Source organism: Falsiroseomonas stagni DSM 19981, from assembly GCF_900114315.1.
Lineage (GTDB): Bacteria > Pseudomonadota > Alphaproteobacteria > Acetobacterales > Acetobacteraceae > Falsiroseomonas > Falsiroseomonas stagni.
On sequence record NZ_FOSQ01000001.1, the window covers coordinates 1,350,690 to 1,370,176 of the forward strand.

Here is a 19,487-nt window from a genome sequence, read left to right on the forward strand (position 1 = left end):
CGATGAAAGTCCGTTTCGCCCCCTCTCCCACCGGCCTGCTGCATGTCGGCAATGCCCGGATCGCCATCGCCAATTGGTGCCTCGCCCGGCGCCATGGCGGCCATTTCCTCCTGCGCCTCGACGATACGGACACCGAGCGGTCCAAGCCCGAATACGCCCAGGCGATCGAGGAAGACCTCCGCTGGCTCGGCCTCGACTGGGATGGCATGGTCCGGCAGACCGACCGCCTGGCCCGCTACGCCGCGGCCGCGGAAGTCCTGAAGAAGTCCGGCCGCCTCTACCCCTGCCTGGAGACGGAGGAGGAACTCGCCTTCAAGCGCGAACAGCGCCAGAAGCAGGGCCGCCCGCCGATCTACGACCGCGCCGCCCTCAAGATGACGAAGGAACAGCTGGACCGGGCGCTGGCCAACGGGAAATCCCCGCATTGGCGCTTCAAGCTGTCCCACACCTCCGTCGAATGGCAGGACGGCGTGCTGGGCCGGCGCAGCGTGAAACTGCCGAGCCTGTCGGACCCCGTGCTGATCCGCGCCGATGGCAGCTTCCTCTACACCTTCACCTCCGTCGTCGATGACCTGGAAATGGGCATCACCGACGTGATCCGGGGCGAGGACCACGTCACCAATACCGGCATCCAGCTGGACATCTTCACGGCGCTGGGCGGCAAGGGCGATGCCATGCGCTTCGCCCATCTGCCGCTGCTGACGGACAGTGATGGCGGGCCGCTATCCAAGCGCACCGGCGCCGTCGGCCTGCGGCAACTCCGCCGGGATGGGATCGAGCCCGCGGCCCTGGTCGGCTACCTGGCCGCGCTCGGCACCTCCGGCGACCCGGTCGCCGCCATGCCCGCGGAACTGGCGCCTGGCTATGAGCTGTCGCGCGTCTCCCATTCCTCCGCACGCTTCGACCTGAAGCAGATGCTGGCGTTGAACCGCAAGCACCTGCACGGCCTGCCCTTCGCCGCAGTCCAGGCCCTGCTGCCGGAAGGCGCGGGGGAGGATTTCTGGCTGGCGGTGCGCGGCAATGTCGATCTGTTCCGCGAAACACGGGACTGGTGGGATGTCGTTGCCGGCACTATCGTCCCCCTGGCCGATGCCGCCGACCATGACCTGCTGCGCGCGGCGATCGAGACCTTGCCTGAGGAACCCTGGGATGAGGCGACCTGGCCGGCCTGGACCGGAGCATTGGCAGCCAGCACCGGCCGCAAGGGCCGCACGCTGTACCTGCCGCTGCGCCGCGCCCTGACGGGCGAGGATCACGGCCCCGACCTCAAGGTTTTCCTCCCGTTGATCGGCCGCGAAAGGGCGCTCAAGCGCCTGACGCTGGCCGCAGGCTGAGCACCATGGACATCCAGCTGCACAACAGCGCCACCAGGCGCAAGGAGCGGTTCATCCCGCTCGATGACCAGCACATCCGCCTCTATGTCTGCGGCCCCACGGTCTATGACCTGGCGCATCTGGGCAACGCCCGCCCCGTCGTCGTCTTCGACGTGCTGGCGAGGTTCCTGCGCCGCACCTACCCGGCCGTGACCTACGCCCGCAACATCACCGATGTGGACGACAAGATCATCGACCGCGCGCGGGAAAGCGGGGAGCCGATCGACAGCGTCACCGGCCGCACCACCGCCGATTTCCACCGCGACATGGCGGCCCTCGGCAACCTGCCCCCCGATATCGAGCCCCGCGCCACGGGCACGATCCCGGAAATGGTCACGCTGATCGAACGCCTGATCGCCAATGGCCACGCCTATGCCGCGGAGGGCCATGTCCTCTTCGCCGTGGCGAGTTTCGCGCAGTACGGAGCGCTGTCTGGCCGCTCAACTGACGAAATGCTGGCCGGCGCGCGGGTCGAGGTCGCGCCCTACAAGCGCGATCCCGGCGACTTCGTGCTGTGGAAGCCCTCCACCCCCGAACAGCCGGGCTGGGACAGCCCCTGGGGCCGCGGCCGGCCGGGCTGGCACATCGAATGCTCCGCCATGTCCTGGAAGCATCTCGGCCCGGATTTCGACATCCATGGCGGCGGCGCTGACCTCATGTTCCCGCATCATGAGAACGAGGTCGCGCAATCCGTCTGCGCCTTCCCGGGCAGCCACTTCGCCCGCTACTGGATGCATAACGGCATGCTGCTGGTGGACGGGGAGAAGATGTCGAAGTCGCTCGGCAACTTCCTCACCGTGCGCGACATCCTCCAGCACGGCCCCTGGGCCGGCGAGGCGTTTCGTCTGTTGCTGCTGAAGACCCACTACCGCATGGCGATCGACTACACGCTGGCGGGGCTGGAGGAAGCGCGGCGGGAACTGGACCGCTTCTACCGCGCGCTGGCCAAGATGGAGGATGTGGAGGCGACCGACGGCGCCGAGCCCTTGCCGCTGGAAACCCCAGCCTTCGAGGCCGCGCTGGCGGATGACCTCAACACGCCCTTGGCCCTGGCCACGCTGCACCACCTCGTCTCCGCCGCGAATGATGCGTTGGGGCGCGATGCCACGGCGGATCTTCCCGCGCTGAAGGGCCGCATCCTGGCCTGCGGGCAGATGCTCGGCCTGCTCGGCCAATCACCCGCCGCCTGGTTCCGGGGCGATGCCGGCGACGATGCGGCGATCGAGGCCGCCATCGCCGCGCGCCTGGCCGCCCGCAAGGCGAAGGACTGGGCGGAGGCCGACCGCATCCGCAAGGAGTTGGCCGCCCAGGGCATCCTGCTGGAGGACGGGCCGAACGGCACGACATGGCGCAGGGCGTGAGGGGCTTGCCTTCCGCCCTCTTGCCTTCCCACGGGGGTAAGGCCCCATGTCCCGGTCCGGCCATCTGACCGGAGGAACCGCCATGATCCGTCTTGCCCTCGCCGCCGCCCTGCTGATCGCCACCCCTGCCTTCGCGCAGCAGGGCCATCAGGGCCACAATACCCGCCCCGCGCCCGGCGTGGCGGAACCCGCCAGCACGCGGGAATTCCGCGCGGCCAATGCGCGGATGCACCGGGACATGGACATCCGCTTCACCGGCAACGCCGACCGCGACTTCGCCGCCGGCATGATCCCGCACCACCAGGGCGCGATCGAGATGGCGCGCATCCAGCTTCGCCACGGCTCGGACCCAGACATGCAGAAGCTGGCGGAGGAGATCATCGCGGCGCAGGAGGCGGAGATCGCCAGGCTCAGGGCGTTCCTGGCGCGATGAGGACCGTGCTTCCCGGGGAAGGCGCTGCCTTCCCCGGACCCCATCCGCCAGGGGGCAGAGCCCCCTGGACCATCATCAATAATCCCGCGGTCCAGGGTCCCGCTGGACCCTGGCGAGGGGGGGCAGGGGGAGCAGCGCTCCCCCTGCGCACAGCATGACCGGCGGCCGCGGCGAAGGCGGCGCCTTGCTCACCCCCGCCCCCGGCGAGAGCCCCATCGTCGTGTTGGTCCGCCCCCAGATGGCGGCGAACATCGGCACCGCCGCCCGCGCCATGGCCAATGGCGGCCTCTTCCACCTGCGCATCGTCGCACCCCGCGATGGCTGGCCGCAGCCCAACGCCTATGCCGCGGCGTCGGGCGCCGATGCCATCATCGATGCCGCCCAGGTCTTCCCGGACATCGCCTCCGCCGTCGCCGATTGCCATCGCGTCTTCGGCACCTGTCCCCGCCCGCGCCACGTCATCATCCCGATGCGGGACGCCCGCGCCGCGGCCGAGGACCTTCGCGAGATCAATGGCCGCGACCTCCGCGTCGCCGTCCTCTTCGGCCCCGAGCGCGCCGGGCTGGAGGCCGATGACCTGGCCCATTGCGACACGCTGGTCCGCTACCCCCTGAACCCCCAGCACACCTCGCTCAACCTGGCGCAGGCCGTGATGATCCTGGCCTATGAATGGTGGATGCAGGCGGAGAAGACCCCGCCGCGCGACTTTCAGATGAACGAGACCCGCCCCGCCACGAAGGGGGAACTCGAGAACTTCCTCACCCGACTGGTCGATGAACTCGACGCATCCGGCTTCCTGCACAATGCGCCGAAGCGCCCGGGCATGGTGCGGAACCTCCGCCACTGGTTCGAACGGGGGGAGGTCACGGCGCAGGAATTGCGCACCCTGCATGGGGTGGTGACGGAACTGGCAAAGGGCCGCATGCGCCGTGGCCGCTTCCAGGACAATGACCCGCCGCCCTGGCAGGAGACCGAGACGCCGTGACGCTGCACCCCGATGGCACCCCGGTCACGCCCCTGCCGGACCTCCGCTTCACGGAGGTCGATGCAGGGCCGCTCGGGCTTTCGGGGCGGCGGCTGTCGTTCATGGAGGCCGGGCGGGGGGCCACGACCATCCTTTGTCTGCACGGCATCGGCGCCAATTCCACGGGCTGGCGCTTCGTGCTGGCCGGGCTTTCGGATGCCGCGCGGGTCATCGCCTGGAACGCGCCGGGCTACCTGATGTCCGACCCCTTCCTGGCCGAACGGCCGCGGGCCGAGGACTATGCCGATGCCGCGGTCGGGCTGCTGGGGGCGCTCGGCGTCGAGGGTCCGGTTCATGTGGCCGGTTCCTCCTTCGGCTCCATGCTCGGCGCCTGCCTGGCCGCCCGCCATCCCGGGCGTGTCGCCTCCCTGACCTTGATGGGCACGTCGCGCGGCCAGCGCTGGAAGGGGGAGGATGGCCGCGCCGCCATGCTCGCCATGCGAAGGGCCAGCGTGGCGGAGGGCGGCGTGGCGCTGGCGCGGACGCGGTCGGACAAGCTGGTCTCGCCGCGCACGGGACCTCTGGTGATGGACCTGGTCCGCACCATGGTGGCGGCGACCAACCCCGCCGGCCTGATGCAGGCCGCCCATGCGACGGACCAGGTGGATGTGGTGGAGGATTTCGCGCCCCGTATCGCCGCGCCGACGCTGGCCATCACCGGCCAGGACGATGTGGTGAACCCGCCCGATGTCGGCCGCCTGATCGCGGAAGCCATCCCCGGCGCCCGCTTCCTCTCGCCCGAGGGGATCGGCCACCTGCCGGAGGTCGAGGCCCCCGCCCAGACCCTCGCCCTTCTCCGCGCCCAAGCCCTGGGAGACCGTTGATGCGCCTGTCCCGCCGCACCCTGCTGGCCGCCCTGGCCCTGCCCGCCGTCGCGCAGGCGCAGACGGACTTTCCCACCCGCCAGGTCCGCCTGGTGGTGCCCTTCCCGCCGGGCGGCGGCCTGGATGCGCTGGCGCGGGCGCTGGCGGATCGCCTCCAGACGGCGTGGCGCCAGCCGGTCGTGGTGGACAACCGGCCGGGCGGATCGACGGTGCCGGGCACGGACATCGTCGCCAAGGCGCCGGGCGATGGGCACACGCTGCTCATCACCGCGGACAATTCCATCACCTCCAACCCGCACCTGATCCGCGCGCTGCCGCATGACCCGATGCGGGATCTGGCGCCCATCAGCCTGCTGGTCGATGTGCACCAGATGGTGCTGGTGCATCCCTCGGTCGGTGCGCGGTCCATGGCGGAACTGGTATCGGCCGCCCGCGCCGCGCCGGGGCGGTTCAACTTCGGCTCCTACGGCACCGCCAGCCAGCCGCATCTCTGCTTCGGCGCGCTGATGGCGCGCGAACGGATCGAGATGGTGCACGTCCCCTATCGCGGCCTGACCCCCGCCGTGCTGGCGACCGTGGCCGGAGAGGTGCAGATGACCCTGGCCGGGATCGCCAGCGGCGCGGAGCACATCCGCGCCGGCACGCTGCGCGCGCTGGCCGTCGGCCGCCCCACGCGGTTCGAGGCCCTGCCGGAGGTGCCGACACTCGCGGAAGCCGGCTACGGGGATATCGACCCCCGCACCTGGTTCGGCGCCTTCGCCCCCGCCTCCACGCCGCCGGCGCTGGTCGCGCGCCTGCACCGGGACATCGCGGCGGCCATGGCGGAACCCGCGGTGCGGGACCGCATCCTGGCGCCGGCGGGCTACACCGTGCATGCGGCGACGCCGGAAGCGACGGCGGCTTTCCTGCGGGAGGATCTGGCCTACAAGGCGGGGCTGATCCGGGCGGCGGGGATCCAGCCGGATTGACAGGCAACTGGGGAAGGCGCTGCCTTCCCCAGACCCCATCCGCCAGGGGGGAGACCCCCCTGGACCATCGTCAGAGCTGCTTCGCCAGCTTCCGCGCCAGCACATACCCCAGCAGGCCGGACAGCGGCGCCGCCGGCAGCAGCAGCAGCCAGCCCAGATGCTGCCCGCCGATGATGAGCCCCATGCCGATGCCAAGCATCATGCCGCCCACCAGGCTGCCGACGACACCGGCCGTGAGGCCGAGGACCAGAATCTCTTCGCGCTTGACCATGGCGCGGGAGTAGGGGCGCCACCCCTGGTTTGACAAGGTGCCCGCCCCGCACCTATAGCGCCGCCACTTCCGGGAACGTGGACAGGCCTTCGGGGCCTGCGCCCGTCGCTGGCCATTCGGGCCAGGGGCCTACCGGGACAACCCGCCGCGATGCCCATAAGGGTGCCGGCACAAGAAGAACCCGGACCCCTGGCGCAGGCCATGGACGGGGCAGGAGCAGCGCATGACCAAGCGCGCAGAAAGCAAGTACAAGATCAACCGCCGCCTCGGCGTGAACCTCTGGGGCCGTGCGAAGTCCCCCATCGCCAAGCGCGAATACGGCCCCGGCCAGCACGGCCAGCGCCGCAAGCAGAAGCCGACCGACTTCGGCGTCCAGCTGATGGCGAAGCAGAAGCTCAAGGGCTACTACGGCAACATCGGTGAGAAGCAGTTCCGGAAGTACTACGAGGAAGCCGTGCGCCGGAAGGGCGACACCTCGGAGAACCTGATCGAGCTGCTGGAGCGTCGCCTCGACACCATCATCTACCGCATGAAGCTGGCGGTGACGCCCTTCGCCGCGCGCCAGTTCGTCAACCACGGCCACGTGCTGATCAACGGCAAGCGCCTCAACATCCCGTCCTACCTGGTCAAGGACACGGATGTGATCGAGGTGAAGGAGAAGTCGAAGTCCCTGACCGCGGTGCTCGACGCCGCCCAGTCCGGTGAGCGCGACGTGCCGGAATACATCGAGATCGACCACCGCGCGATGCGCGGCCGCCTGCTGCGCGCGCCGAAGCTGTCGGACGTGCCCTACCCCGTGCAGATGGAACCGAACCTGGTGGTCGAGTTCTACTCGCGCTGAGGTTTCGACCCGTCAGGGTCAAGCGAAGCGCCGGTCCCGCAAGGGGCCGGCGTTTTGCGTTTGGGGGGCGTCCGAAAGCGCTGGCATCCGGGCTTTGTTCGTTCTATGTTCCGGACATCAGGCGCCAGACCGCGTCCATCGCCACGGCCCGGGCAGGCCGAAAAGCGGTGCTAAACGTCCTAAATCGGCTTAATCGGCTAAATCCATAGTAGGCCGCGAAGCGTCACACCTCCCGCGTCTCCGGATAGCGCGCGAAGGGGCCGTGCAGCCGGCGGGGCAAGGCGGGCAGGGTGTGGGCGGCGGCGAGCAGCGCCAGGCGCTTCAGGCCTGGCGCGGCCAGGGCCGCACCGCGCAGCACCCGCAGCCCTTCGGCCCGCGCGCCATGGCGGAGCAATTCCTTGCCCATCACCCAGTCATTCTCCGCCTCCGCCCGACGCCTGATCGCGGCGGCGGCCTGGGGGCCGAGGCGCGCCGTCAACGTCGGATTCGTCCAGATCGCCGCCATGGCGGGGGCGAAGGCGGCGGGGTCCCGCGCCATGCGGCGATAGGCGCTGCCCCCGCGCTCCCGCACATACAGCAGGGGGTCACGGCCCTCGACGGTGGCGAAGGGGCCTTCCAGCGCCAGGCGGATCCAGCACTCCCAATCCTCGCCATAGCGCAGCGTCGGGCGGAAGCCGCCGGCGCGGTCGAAGGCTGCGCGGCGGGCCAGCAGGTGGCCGCCATTGGCCAGCAGATTCTCCACCAGCAGGCGCCGCAGGATATCGCCGGCGGGGTAGGGCCCGGCCTTCAGCCGCAGCGGCGCGTCGCCCGGCCGGGCGCTTTCGGCGACGGCCGCCCAGGGGCCATAGGCCGCGACGGCGCCGGGCGCGACCTGCAAGGCGGCGCGGAGCCGCAGCAGCGCATCCGGCGCCAGCCAGTCATCGGCATCGAGGAACAGCAGCGTATCGCCGCTGGCGGCCGCGATCCCCGCCATGCGGGCCGCGGAAACGCCGGCATTGGCCTGGCGGAGGATGCGGATGCGGGGGTCGCCCTCGGCCGCGCGTTCGGCGGCCAGGGCCGTGCCGTCGCGCGACCCGTCATCGACGATCACCATCTCCCACCGCGTATCCGATTGGGCGCGGGCGGAGGCCACGGCGTCCCCGATGAAGGGGGCGACGTCGAAGGCGGGGGTGACGATCGATACCAGCGCTGCGGTCATCACCCCAGAGTGGGGCAGTCCGGCGGGGTGCCGAAATCAACACCCCGCAAGCAGGGCCCTGCCGCTACTGGGCGGAGGCCTTGGTCGTCACGCCCCTCTCGGCCAGCAGCGACTCCAGTTCACCGGCCTGGAACATCTCGGTGACGATGTCGCAGCCGCCGACGAACTCGCCCTTGACGTAGAGCTGGGGGATGGTCGGCCAGTTGGAGAAGGCCTTGATGCCCTCGCGGATCTCCATGTCCTCCAGGACATTGACGCCCTTGAAGGGCACGCCGACGTGGGAAAGGATCTGCACCACGCGGGCGGAGAAGCCGCATTGCGGGAAGACCGGCGTGCCCTTCATGTAGAGGACGACCGGGTTCGCCTCGATATCGGCCTGGATGCGGTCGAAGGTGGGGTTGCTCATCGGGTCGGGTCCCTGTGGTGCCTGGTTAAGCCTGGTCGGGCGCGGAGGTCTGGAGCGCGAGGGCGTGCAGCACGCCCCCCATCCGCCCCTGCAGCGCCGCATAGACGATCTGGTGCTGCCTGACTCGGGGAATGCCCTTGAAGGCCGAGGAGACGACCTTCGCGGCATAATGGTCGCCATCGCCGGCGAGATCCTCGATCGTCACCTGCGCATCGGGCAGGGCGGCCTTGATCAGCGCCTCGATTTCCGCCGCATCCATCGCCATCAGGCCGCTCTCCCCTCCATCAGCGCCGGCAGGGTGGCCTCATGGGCCGCCCGCAGCGTGGCCACGGATATGGAGGACCCGCCGGCAAGAACCAAGTCCCCGCCGCCGCTGCGGCCGATCACCGCGGCCGGCACGCCGGCGGCGGAGGCTGCGGCGACCAGCCCGGCGCCATCGGTGACGGCGAGCACATAGCGCGCCTGGTCCTCACCGAACCACCAGCCATGCGGCGCGACGCCGGCGGGCGGGGCCGTGAGCGTGGCGCCCGTGCCATCCGCCATCGCCATCTCCGCCACCGCGACCAGCAGCCCGCCATCGGCGAGGTCGTGGCAGGCGGCGACGGTCCCTTCCAGGATGCGGGCACGGACGAAGTCGCCGTTGCGGCGTTCCGCGGCCAGATCCACCGGCGGCGGCGCCCCTTCCTCCCGCCCCGCGATCTCCCGCAGCCAGAGCGACTGGCCGAGCCAGCCTTTCGTATCGCCGATCAGCACCAGGTCGAGGCCCGGCTTCAGCGCCAGCCCGATGGACTGGGCCGCATCCTCCAGCACACCGACGCCACCGATGGCGGGGGTGGGCAGGATCGCGCGGCCCTCGGTCTCGTTGTAGAGGGAGACATTGCCGCTCACGACCGGGAAGTCGAGCGCGATGCAGGCCGCCGCCATGCCGCGCACCGCGCTCGCGAACTGGCCCATGATCTCCGGCTTCTCGGGGTTGCCAAAATTCATGTTGTCCGTGATGGCCAGTGGGCGCGCGCCCACCGCGGTCAGGTTGCGCCAGGCTTCCGCCACCGCCTGCGCGCCGCCCGCTTCCGGGTCCGCCTGGCAGTAGCGCGGCGTGCAATCCGTGGTGATGGCGAGGCCGCGCTTGAGCCCCTCCAGCTTCACCACGGCGGCATCCGCGCCGCCCGGGCGCTTCACCGTCTGGCCGCCGACCGTGCTGTCATACTGGTCCCAGATCCAGCGGCGGGAGCAGAGGTCGAGGCTGCCAACGAGAGTCGTCAGTGCCGCCAGCGGGCCGACCGGATCGGCGATGCTGGCGGCATCCAGCACCGGCTGCTTCGGCGTCTCCGCGGTCGGGCGGCGATAGAGCGGTGCTTCGGATTCGAGCGGCGCGAGGGGAATGTCCGCTTCCACCATGCCCTTGTGGCGGATGACGATGCGGCCGGTATCGGTCAAATGGCCGATGACGGCGAAGTCCAGTTCCCACTTGTGAAAAATCGCCTCGGCCTCGGCCTCGCGGCCGGGCTTCAGGATCATCAGCATGCGCTCCTGCGACTCGGAGAGCATCATCTCATAGGCCGTCATGCCGACCTCGCGCTGGGGGACGTTGTCCATCACCAGCTCGATGCCGACGCCGCCCTTGCCCGCCATCTCGACGGAGGAGCTGGTCAGCCCCGCCGCGCCCATGTCCTGGATGGCGACGATCATGTCGGTCGCCATCAGCTCCAGGCAGGCCTCGATCAGCAGCTTCTCCGTGAAGGGGTCGCCGATCTGGACGGTGGGGCGCTTCTCCTCGGAGTCGGCGGAGAATTCGGCGGAGGCCATGGTCGCGCCATGGATGCCGTCGCGCCCGGTCTTGGAGCCCACATAGACCACGGGGTTGCCGATGCCGGCGGCGGCACTCAGGAAGATGCGGTCCTTCGGCGCGATGCCGACGGTCATCGCATTCACCAGCGGGTTGCCGTTGTAGGCGGGGTGGAAGTTGACCTCGCCGCCCACGGTCGGCACGCCGACGCTGTTGCCGTAGCCGCCGATGCCCCGCACGACGCCATCGATCACGCGCTTCATCCGAGGCGCCTCGGGCGATCCGAAGCGCAGCGCGTTGAGGTTCGCGATCGGCCGCGCCCCCATGGTGAAGACATCTCGTAAAATGCCGCCGACGCCCGTCGCCGCGCCCTGGTAGGGCTCGATGAAGCTCGGGTGGTTGTGGCTTTCCATCTTGAAGATGGCGGCCAGCCCGTCGCCGATGTCGATCACGCCCGCATTCTCGCCGGGGCCATGGATGACCCAGGGCGCCTTGGTCGGCAGGGTGCGCAGCCAGACGCGGCTGGATTTGTAGGAGCAGTGCTCCGACCACATGACGGAGAAGATGCCGAGTTCGGTCAGCGACGGCGTGCGGCCGAGGATGGCCAGCACGCGGTCGAACTCATCCCCCTTCAGCCCGAATTCGGCCGAAAGCTGCTTCGCGCGCGCCGTGTCGAGCGGGATCGGAAGAGTGCTCATGCGGTGGCGAGGCTTTCCACAAGCGAGGTGAACATCGGCAGCCCGTCTTCCCCGCCCATCAGCGGGTCCACGAGGTCCTCAGGATGCGGCATCAGGCCGCAGATGCGGAGGTTGGGGGAGAGGATGCCCGCGATATTGTCGCGCGCGCCGTTGCGGTTGGCGGCCGGGGTAATGGCGCCGTCGGGCGTGGCGTAGCGGAAGGCGACGAGATTCTCGCCGTTCAGCCGCGCCAGCGTCTCCTCATCGCAGAAATAGTTGCCGTCGCCATGCGCCATCGGCGCGCGGAAGACGTCGCCCTGCCGCCAGTTGGCGGTGAAGGGCGTGCCAGCGCGCTCCACCCGCATGTGGCAATCCATCGACAGGAAGCGGAGCGTGGCGTTGCGCAGCAGCGCGCCGGGCAGCAGCCCGGTCTCCGTCAGGATCTGGAAGCCGTTGCAGACGCCGAGCACATGGCCGCCCCTGGCGGCGAAGTCCTTCACGGCCTGCATGATCGGCGATTGCGCCGCCATGGCGCCGCAGCGGAGGTAGTCGCCATGGCTGAAGCCTCCGGGCAGCACCACGAGGTCCGTCCCCGCGGGCAGCGAATCCGCGCGGTGGAACAGCATGGTCGGCTTGCGGCCGCTGGCGCGTTCCAGCGCGATGGCCATGTCCCTTTCCCGGTTGGTGCCGGGGAAGACGATGATGACGGCGTTCATGGGCCCACCCGTTCGCCCGCCCAAGGCGGGTCCTGCCGTTCGCCCGCCGATCGCGGGTCCTGCTTGTGCGTCGCGCGCGCCGCGGTCACGGCGCCGCCCTCAACCGATCCAGACACGCAGCCAGTGCAACCCGCCCACCACAACCAGCGTGGCCAGCGCCGCCAGCGCCGCGGCGGTCACCCAGCGGTCCAGGCCCTTCTTCCCCCGCGCCATCAGGCCGAGCCGCTTGGCCTGCGCCACCGCGGGCATCCGCTGTTCGCGCCAGCGGAGCACCATGGAGATCAGGACCGTCAGCACCAGCATGACGAGGAGGGAGACCTTGACCATCGAGGGTCAGACCACCTCGACCTTGAAGGACTCGATCACGCTATTGGCCAGCAGCTTGCGGGCCATCTCCTCCGCCGCCGCGCGCGCCTTCGCCGGGTCGGTCTCCGCCAGGTCGAGCTCGATCACCTTGCCGGTGCGGACATCGGCGACGCCCTCGAAGCCGAGGGAGGAGAGGGCATGGCCGATCGCCTTGCCCTGGGGGTCGAGCACGCCGGCCTTCGGCATGACGGTGACGAATGCCTTCACTGGACGGTCTCCGGCCCCTTCATGTCCCTCACGCCGGCCTCCGGCAGGATGCCGAGGCGGCGCGCCACTTCCTGGTAGCCTTCCTCGACCTTGCCGAGGTCGCGGCGGAAGCGGTCCTTGTCCATCTTCTCCCCGGTCTTGACGTCCCAGAGGCGGCAATTGTCGGGGCTGATCTCATCGGCCAGGACGATCCGCATCTCGTCATTCTCGTAGAGGCGGCCGAATTCCAGCTTGAAGTCCACCAGCGTGATGCCGACGCCGAGGAAGAGGCCGGTCAGGAAGTCGTTCACCCGCAGCGACAGCGCCACCATGTCATCGAGGTCCTGCGTGGAGGCCCAGCCGAAGCAGGTGATGTGCTCCTCCGACACCATCGGATCGCCGAGCGTGTCGTTCTTGTAATAATACTCGAGGATCGATCGCGGCAGGCGCGTGCCTTCCTGGATGCCGAGGCGCTTGGCCAGGCTGCCGGCGGCGACGTTGCGGATGACGATCTCGAGCGGAATGATCTCCACCTCGCGGATCAGCTGTTCCCGCATGTTGAGCCGACGGATGAAGTGGGTCGGGATGCCGATCTCCGCCAGCTTCATCATCAGGTATTCGCTGATGCGGTTGTTGAGCACGCCCTTGCCGGTGATCGTGCCCTTCTTCGCGCCGTTGCCAGCGGTCGCGTCGTCCTTGAAATACTGCACCAGGGTGCCGGCTTCCGGGCCCTCGAACAGGATCTTGGCCTTGCCCTCGTAGAGCTGACGGCGGCGCGCCATGGTGCTGAAACTCCTCGACTGCCGCGGCCGCCAGGGAATGGGGCGCGCGGGCGCTGCCGGGCGCGGGCCCGGTGCTTGGGGGGCTATAGCAGGGGAAGAAGGCGCCCGCCACGCCACCGGCGGGATGCAGGCCGGCGGCGGGTCAGGGGCTCAGCGAGACCGGGACGAAGGGGGCGGTGCCGGGCGGGGCCGCGCAGAAGCGCCAGCACCGGCGGCCATCCGCCGCCAGGCCGACCAGGCTGGCGCTGACCGTGCCGAAGCCGTTCACCGGCGGCACGCGGAGCGCTTCCGCCCCCTGGCCCGGGCGGGCGGTGTCGTCGGCCAGCCTGGCCTCCCACCACGTCCAATCCTCCCGGTCCGGATCGGGCGGCGCGCTGGCCTGGAACAGCGGCAGGTGGCGGGCGGTGCGGGGGCTGGCCAGGTCGTTCGGGTCATGTGCCGTGACCATCGCGATGCCGGGCGCCAGGCGGGAGACGACCGGCCGGCCCTCGCCCAGGCCCTTGAGGAACCAGGCGCCGTCGCGATCAGCGACCACCATGTTGAAGGGGCGCCATTCGCCCGCATCGATGGCGCGGAGCGCGGCGACGGCCTCCTCCGCCGACCGGCTGGACGCGGCCTGGAGGGGAAGATCGCCCCGGCTGCGCTTCCCCGTGGCGGGGCCGAGGCTGCCGGGGCGGTTCAGGATCCCCGCCAGTACGCCCCTGGCGCCCAGCGCCATCCAGGTCCCGCCCGCCATCAGGTCCCGCCCGCCGATCACGCCGGGACGGTCCGGCCAATGCGGGCCAGGGCACTCCCAGGGGCGGTCCAGGCGCTCATCCCGGTTGGCGGCGACCAGGACCGGCCAGGCATGGGCGGGGCGCCACAGGCAGATCAGCGAACACACGGCCGGGGCGCGACCCTCAGAAGCGGAAATACAGCCCGACACCGGGCGGCGGTGGCGGGCGGTGATACCGCGGCCGGGGCGGCGCGTAGTAGTAGGCCGGCGGCGGCGCGTAGTAGCGCGCCCGCGGCGGGGGTGGCGCGTAGTAGTAGGGCGGCGGCGATGGCGCATGGAAGCGCGGCGGCGGCGCGTAGTAGGGCGGCGGCGCGTAGTAGCCGTAGGGCTTCCAATCCACGGCCGTGGCGCCTTCCTGCGCCATGGCTGGCGCGGCAGCGGCAATCCCCGCGCCGAGCACGGCGGCCATCACCATCCCCGACATCGAACGCATCACAAGAACCTCCCCATGGGCGGTGGATATAGGCACCGCCCATGGCGAAACCGGGGCATCCGGCATGACGGGATCGCGATCGTCAGCCCTGCGGCTTGCCGCCCAGGACACGAGCAAAGGTCTGGTCCACATGCACGAAGTCCCGCGCCGGATCCATGGCGCGGTCCAGCGCCTCCGCCGTCATGCAGGCCGCGACCTCGGGGTCCGCCAGCAGGTTGGTGCGGAAATCCTGCGCATCGGGCTTGCCGAGCTTCTGCCAGGTCGCCATGGCCGAACGCTGCACGGCGGAGTAGGCGCCCTCCCGGCTCATCCCCGCCTGGGTCAAGGCCAGCAGCACCTTCTGGCTGTGCACGACGCCGCCGAGGCTTTCCAGGTTCTCCGCCATCCGCTCGGGATAGACGGTGAGCTTGTCCATCATGCCGGTCAGCCGCATCAGCGCGAAGTCGAGGGTGATGGTGGCATCCGGGCCGATCACGCGTTCCACGCTGCTGTGGCTGATGTCGCGTTCATGCCACAGCGCGACATTCTCCAGCGCCGGCATGGCGTAGCCGCGCACGATGCGCGCCAGGCCGGTCAGGTTCTCGCTCAGCACCGGGTTCCGCTTGTGCGGCATGGCGCTGCTGCCCTTCTGGCCGGCGTGGAAGAACTCCTCCGCCTCCCGCACCTCGCTGCGTTGCAGGTGGCGGACTTCCGTGGCCAGGCGCTCCACCCCGCTGGCCACGACGGCGAGCGCGCAGAAGAAGGCGGCGTGGCGGTCGCGGGGGATGACCTGGGTGGAGACGGGCTCCACGGCCAAGCCCAGATGCTTGGCGACATGCGCCTCCATCCGGGGATCGACACTCGCAAAAGTGCCGACGGGGCCGCTGATGGCGCAGGTCGCGACCTCCGCCCGCGCGGCGAGCAGGCGGGCGCGGTTGCGTTCGAACTCCGCGACATAGCCGAGCAGCTTCAGGCCGAAGGTCGTGGGCTCCGCATGGATGCCGTGGCTGCGGCCGATGGTCGGCGTGTGGCGGTATTCCTCCGCGCGGCGGCGGAGCGCCACCAGCAGCGCGTCCACATCAGCGATCAGCAGGTCGGCGGCGCGCGTCATCTGCACGGCGAGGCAGGTGTCCAGCACGTCGCTGCTGGTCATGCCCTGGTGCACGAAGCGCGCTTCCGGGCCGATGCCCTCGCCCAGCCAGGTCAGGAAGGCGATCACGTCGTGGCGAGTCTCACGCTCGATCGCGTCGATGCGGTCGAGGTCCGCCTGGGTGATGGTGGCGACCTTGGCGCTGCCGCCGCGACGAATCGCGACCGCGGCCTCGGCGGGGATGGTGCCGAGCGCGGCCATGGCTTCCGCCGCCAGCGCCTCGATCTCGAACCAGATGCGGAACCGGGTCTCCGGCGACCAGATGGCGACCATCTCCGGTCGGCTGTAGCGGGGCACCATGTCGTGGTTTCCATGTTTGATTGAGTCGTGAAGCGGTCATGACGCCGCAAAGAGGCGGTTGACAAGCCTCCCGCCACCAATGGAATTAGCGGCGCCGAGACCGGGAATGGATACGTCGTAACATGGATTTTTCTTCATTTGGCCCAGAACTTGTCGCGCTGGGACAAGTTCTCTTCATCGACATCGTCCTGGCGGGCGATAATGCGATTGTCGTCGGCATGGCCGCTGCCGGACTGCCGGCCGACCAGCGCAAGAAGGCGATCTTCTGGGGCATCGCCGCGGCGACCCTGATGCGCATCGGCTTCGCCTCCATCACCGTGCAGCTGCTGTCGATCGTCGGCATCACGCTGGCGGGTGGCGTGCTGCTGCTGTGGGTGTGCTGGAAGATGTACCGGGAGCTGCGCCACGGCGGCCATGGCGATGGCGAGGTGACGGACACCGGCGTCGAGCTCGACGAGAATGGCAATCCGCGCAAGACGCTGAAGCAGGCCATCACCCAGATCCTGGTGGCAGACGTGTCGATGAGCCTGGACAACGTGCTGGCGGTGGCCGGCGCGGCGAAGGATCATCCCTACATCATGATCATCGGCCTCGCCTTCTCCGTCGTCCTGATGGGCGTGGCGGCGACGCTGATCGCCAGGCTGCTGGACAAGAACCGCTGGATCGCCTGGGTCGGCCTGCTGGTCATCCTCTATGTCGCGGGCCAGATGATCTTCGAAGGCACGCATCAGGTGGCGGACAACGTGCCGGAGGCGTATGGCTATCTCTTCCTGCCGCTCGGCTGGATGGCGGTGCCGGAGGTGTTCCCCGTGGGCCTCTGGATCTTCGCGACCCTGTTCCAGGTGGCCGTGGTGGCCATGGTGGCCACCATCGTGGTGGATTTGACGCAGCAGCTGCTGCGCAGGAACCGCTGACCATGCGCCACGCCCCCTTCCTTGTTCTTCTCGCGCTGACCTTCGGCCTGGCCGGATGCGCGCAGCAGGAAGGGGAGGGGGAGGCCGGCGCCACGACATCGTCACCCGGCGGGCGGCCGACGCTCGCCGCGATGGCGGACCGCCTGCCGGGTACGGTGGCGGGCTTCACGCGGCGAGACACCACCTGGCACGAGCAGACCCGCGCGGGGCTGGGCGTGGCGATGGATTACGACGGGCCAGCCCGCAGCGCGGTGGCCACCGTCAGCGTCTATGATCGCGGCCAGCCGGACGTGCCGAATGAGATCGACTCGGCCGCGCTACAGGCCGAGTTCACCGCGGCTGTGAGCGAGGCGGTGGCCATGGCGGGCACCCGCACCAGCCAGCGCATCGCGGAACGCGACCGCACGGATGTCGAGGTGCCGGGCCAGGCGCCGATGCGCTGCGCGACTCTGCACGGGACCTATGGGCGGCAGGAGGTCCAGACGCTGGTCTGCCTCGGCCCCGCGGCGGGGCGCTACCTGAAGATCCTGGTCACCGCGCCGACCCGCCAGGTGCGGCCGGTCAGCCCGATGCCCTTCGTGGTGGGCATCGCGCAGGCTGCGCGTGGCTGAATAGGCGCAGGCTGCGCGTGGCTGAATAGGCGCAGGCCACCAGGGGCTGACGCCCCGGGCGGGCGCCTTCAGGCGTCCACCGATTCCTCGTCCAGCTTCGCGGCATTGTCCTGGATGAAGCGGAAGCGGAGTTCGGGGCGGCGGCCCATCAGCGCCTCGATCAGCTCGGACGTCCGGGCCCGTTCCTCGGTCGGCAGCACCACGCGCAGCAGGGTGCGGCGCTTCGGGTCCATCGTGGTTTCCTTCAGCGACGCGGGCGGCATCTCGCCCAGGCCCTTGAAGCGGCTGACATCGACCTTCTGGTTGGGCTTGAACTCCTTCTTCAGCAGCCGCTCCCGGTCCGCATCATCCTTGGCATAGATCGTCTTGCCGGGGGCCTGCAGGCGGAACAGCGGCGGCTGCGCCAGGAACAGCCGGCCCTGGCGCACCAGTTCGGGCAGTTCCTTGTAGAAGAAGGTCATCAGCAGCGCCGCGATATGCGCGCCGTCCACATCGGCGTCCGTCATGATGACGATGCGGCCGTAGCGCAGGCGCGCCAGGTCGAAGCGATCCCCCGCGCCGCAGCCCAGCGCCTCGATCAGGTCGCGCAGTTCCTGGTTCTGCCGCAGCTTGTCGGCCGACGCGCTGGCGACGTTCAGGATCTTGCCGCGCAGCGGCAGCACCGCCTGCGTCTCCCGGTCCCGCGCCTGCTTGGCGGAACCGCCGGCCGAATCGCCCTCCACCAGGAACAGCTCCGTGCCGTCCACGCCTTCGCGGGAACAGTCGGCGAGCTTGCCGGGCAGGCGCAGCTTGCGCGTCGCAGACTTCCGCGGCGTCTCCTTCTGCTCCCGCCGGCGGATGCGGTCCTCGGCGCGCTCGATCGTCCAGGCGAGGAGGTTGTCCGCATTGCCGGGATCGCCGGCCAGCCAATGGTCGAAATGGTCGCGCAGCGCATTCTCGACCAGGCGCGCGGCCTCGGGGCTCGTCAGCTTGTCCTTGGTCTGGCCCTGGAACTGGGGTTCCCGGATGAAGACGGAACACATGCCGGCCAGGCCGCCGAACAGATCCTCCGCCGTCACATTGGCGGCGCGGCGTTCCTTCTTCAGCTCGCCATAGGCGCGCAGCCCTCTCACGAGTGCGGCGCGGAGACCGGCTTCGTGGGTGCCGCCCTGGGGGGTCGGGATGGTGTTGGCGTAGGTGGAGAGGAAGCCATCCCCCTGCTCCACCCAGGTGATGGCCCATTCGGCGCGGCCCGCGCCCTCCGCGAATCCGACCTCCCCGGCCCAGGGCTGAGGCACGACGGTGGCGCGACCCTCGATGGAGGTGGCGAGGTAGTCCCGCAGGCCGCCCGGGAAATGCAGGATGGCGCTGGCGGGGGTGTCCGTGCCCTCGACCAGCTTTGCGTCGCAGTTCCAGCGGATCTCCACGCCCTTGTAGAGATAGGCCTTGGACCGGCAGAGGCGATGCAGCCGCGCGGGCTGGAAGACCTGCTTGCCGAAGATCTCGGGGTCCGGCTTGAAGCGGACCTGGGTGCCGCGGCGGTTCTGCACGCTGCCCAGGTTCTGCAGCGTCTGGACCGGCTTGCCCTGTTCGAAGGCGTGGCCGAACAGGGTGCGGTCGCGCGCGACCTCCACCTCCATCCGCAGCGACAGCGCATTGACGACGGAGGAGCCGACGCCGTGCAGGCCGCCGGACGTGTCATAGGCCTTGCCGGAGAATTTGCCGCCGGAATGCAGGGTGGTGAGGATGACCTCCAGCGCCGAGAGCTTGGGGAATCTCGGGTGCGGGTCGATGGGGATGCCGCGGCCATTGTCCCGCACGGTCAGCCAGTTGTCGGCCTCCAGCGTCACCTCGATCCGATCGGCATGGCCGGCCACGGCCTCATCCATCGCATTGTCGATGATCTCGGCGGCCAAATGGTGCAGCGCATTGTCGTCGGTGCCGCCGATATACATGCCGGGGCGCCGGCGCACGGGTTCCAGCCCCTCCAGCACCTCGATGTCCTTGGCGGAATAGTCGGAGGCGCCGGTGACATGGGCGGGGGCGGGCGTCGCGGGTTTGGGGGCCGCCTTGGTCGTGCCCTTGGAGGAGCCGTTGCGGGAGAAGAGGTCGTTCATGCTGTGTTCTCAATTCG

At 69.8% G+C, this 19,487-nt stretch carries 21 protein-coding genes and 1 pseudogene; 9 read left to right on the forward strand and 13 right to left on the reverse strand.

Translation table 11 applies throughout. The features are described 5' to 3' along the window. Positions 1–2 precede the first annotated feature (2 nt). From gltX to BM041_RS06370, 6 genes are all read left to right on the forward strand, one after another. Complete coding sequence (gene gltX / locus BM041_RS06345; protein WP_092956984.1) at positions 3–1,334, forward strand: glutamate--tRNA ligase; 1,332 nt, start codon at positions 3–5, stop codon at positions 1,332–1,334. Positions 1,335–1,339: 5 nt separating this feature from the next. Continuing rightward, positions 1,340–2,734, forward strand: a complete 1,395-nt coding sequence (gene cysS / locus BM041_RS06350; RefSeq protein WP_092956987.1) for a cysteine--tRNA ligase — start codon at positions 1,340–1,342, stop codon at positions 2,732–2,734. Positions 2,735–2,816: 82 nt separating this feature from the next. Then, positions 2,817–3,167: a CopM family metallochaperone gene (gene copM / locus BM041_RS06355; RefSeq protein ID WP_092956990.1), complete on the forward strand. Its 351-nt coding sequence runs from the start codon at positions 2,817–2,819 to the stop codon at positions 3,165–3,167. Positions 3,168–3,321: 154 nt separating this feature from the next. Then, positions 3,322–4,152: an RNA methyltransferase gene (locus tag BM041_RS06360; RefSeq protein WP_092956993.1), complete on the forward strand. Its 831-nt coding sequence runs from the start codon at positions 3,322–3,324 to the stop codon at positions 4,150–4,152. Continuing rightward, the gene (locus BM041_RS06365) at positions 4,149–5,015 is read left to right on the forward strand and encodes an alpha/beta fold hydrolase (protein WP_092956996.1); all 867 of its coding nucleotides are present in this window, start codon (positions 4,149–4,151) and stop codon (positions 5,013–5,015) included. The genes BM041_RS06360 and BM041_RS06365 overlap by 4 nt, the downstream gene beginning before the upstream one ends. Further along, on the forward strand, positions 5,015–5,983 hold the full coding sequence (locus BM041_RS06370) for a Bug family tripartite tricarboxylate transporter substrate binding protein (protein ID WP_092956999.1): 969 nt from the start codon (positions 5,015–5,017) through the stop codon (positions 5,981–5,983). Before BM041_RS06365 ends, BM041_RS06370 begins: the two co-directional genes overlap by 1 nt. Before the next feature lie 70 nt (positions 5,984–6,053). On the opposite strand, the gene BM041_RS06375 is transcribed toward BM041_RS06370, so the two are convergent. Next, complete coding sequence (locus tag BM041_RS06375) at positions 6,054–6,254, reverse strand: hypothetical protein (protein ID WP_092957002.1); 201 nt, start codon at positions 6,252–6,254, stop codon at positions 6,054–6,056. 223 nt (positions 6,255–6,477) lie between these two features. Between BM041_RS06375 and rpsD the strand changes: the two genes are divergently transcribed. Continuing rightward, entirely contained in the window at positions 6,478–7,095 is a 618-nt protein-coding gene (gene rpsD, locus BM041_RS06380; RefSeq protein WP_092957005.1) for a 30S ribosomal protein S4, read from the forward strand. Positions 7,096–7,318: 223 nt separating this feature from the next. Here the strand turns inward: rpsD and BM041_RS06385 are convergent, their stop codons facing one another. From BM041_RS06385 to purB, 11 genes are all read right to left on the reverse strand, one after another. Next, positions 7,319–8,293, reverse strand: a complete 975-nt coding sequence (locus tag BM041_RS06385) for a glycosyltransferase family 2 protein (RefSeq protein WP_092957008.1) — start codon at positions 8,291–8,293, stop codon at positions 7,319–7,321. A gap of 64 nt (positions 8,294–8,357) precedes the next feature. After that, positions 8,358–8,699, reverse strand: coding sequence for a Grx4 family monothiol glutaredoxin (gene grxD, locus BM041_RS06390; RefSeq protein ID WP_092957010.1), 342 nt, complete (start codon positions 8,697–8,699; stop codon positions 8,358–8,360). A 25-nt stretch (positions 8,700–8,724) separates the two neighbouring features. Further along, positions 8,725–8,964 carry a BolA family protein gene (locus tag BM041_RS06395; protein WP_092957013.1) on the reverse strand — a complete coding sequence of 80 codons (240 nt, stop codon included), beginning with the start codon at positions 8,962–8,964 and terminating at the stop codon, positions 8,725–8,727. Further along, on the reverse strand, positions 8,964–11,183 hold the full coding sequence (gene purL / locus BM041_RS06400; protein WP_092957016.1) for a phosphoribosylformylglycinamidine synthase subunit PurL: 2,220 nt from the start codon (positions 11,181–11,183) through the stop codon (positions 8,964–8,966). The genes BM041_RS06395 and purL overlap by 1 nt, the downstream gene beginning before the upstream one ends. Beyond that, the gene (purQ, locus tag BM041_RS06405) at positions 11,180–11,878 is read right to left on the reverse strand and encodes a phosphoribosylformylglycinamidine synthase subunit PurQ (protein WP_092957019.1); all 699 of its coding nucleotides are present in this window, start codon (positions 11,876–11,878) and stop codon (positions 11,180–11,182) included. Before purQ ends, purL begins: the two co-directional genes overlap by 4 nt. A gap of 99 nt (positions 11,879–11,977) precedes the next feature. Continuing rightward, a complete protein-coding gene (locus BM041_RS06410; RefSeq protein WP_092957022.1) occupies positions 11,978–12,205 on the reverse strand; it encodes a hypothetical protein in 228 nt (75 codons plus the stop codon). A 6-nt stretch (positions 12,206–12,211) separates the two neighbouring features. Then, positions 12,212–12,451, reverse strand: coding sequence for a phosphoribosylformylglycinamidine synthase subunit PurS (gene purS / locus BM041_RS06415; protein ID WP_092957025.1), 240 nt, complete (start codon positions 12,449–12,451; stop codon positions 12,212–12,214). Further along, positions 12,448–13,212 carry a phosphoribosylaminoimidazolesuccinocarboxamide synthase gene (gene purC / locus BM041_RS06420; RefSeq protein WP_092957028.1) on the reverse strand — a complete coding sequence of 255 codons (765 nt, stop codon included), beginning with the start codon at positions 13,210–13,212 and terminating at the stop codon, positions 12,448–12,450. The genes purS and purC overlap by 4 nt, the downstream gene beginning before the upstream one ends. Before the next feature lie 142 nt (positions 13,213–13,354). After that, positions 13,355–14,095: an NRDE family protein gene (locus BM041_RS06425; RefSeq protein ID WP_092957031.1), complete on the reverse strand. Its 741-nt coding sequence runs from the start codon at positions 14,093–14,095 to the stop codon at positions 13,355–13,357. 16 nt (positions 14,096–14,111) lie between these two features. After that, positions 14,112–14,420 (reverse strand): hypothetical protein, encoded by a 309-nt coding sequence (locus tag BM041_RS31145; RefSeq protein ID WP_245761942.1) that lies wholly within the window; start codon positions 14,418–14,420, stop codon positions 14,112–14,114. An 82-nt stretch (positions 14,421–14,502) separates the two neighbouring features. Further along, entirely contained in the window at positions 14,503–15,849 is a 1,347-nt protein-coding gene (gene purB, locus BM041_RS06435; protein ID WP_092957037.1) for an adenylosuccinate lyase, read from the reverse strand. Between the two features lie 122 nt (positions 15,850–15,971). Here purB and BM041_RS06440 point away from each other — a divergent pair. Beyond that, a pseudogene (locus BM041_RS06440) lies at positions 15,972–16,598 on the forward strand (TerC family protein); the annotation flags it as partial. Positions 16,599–16,765: 167 nt separating this feature from the next. After that, complete coding sequence (locus BM041_RS06445) at positions 16,766–17,374, forward strand: hypothetical protein (RefSeq protein WP_092957043.1); 609 nt, start codon at positions 16,766–16,768, stop codon at positions 17,372–17,374. 68 nt (positions 17,375–17,442) lie between these two features. Here the strand turns inward: BM041_RS06445 and parE are convergent, their stop codons facing one another. Next, positions 17,443–19,470, reverse strand: a complete 2,028-nt coding sequence (gene parE, locus BM041_RS06450; RefSeq protein WP_092957046.1) for a DNA topoisomerase IV subunit B — start codon at positions 19,468–19,470, stop codon at positions 17,443–17,445. Positions 19,471–19,487: the final 17 nt, after the last annotated feature.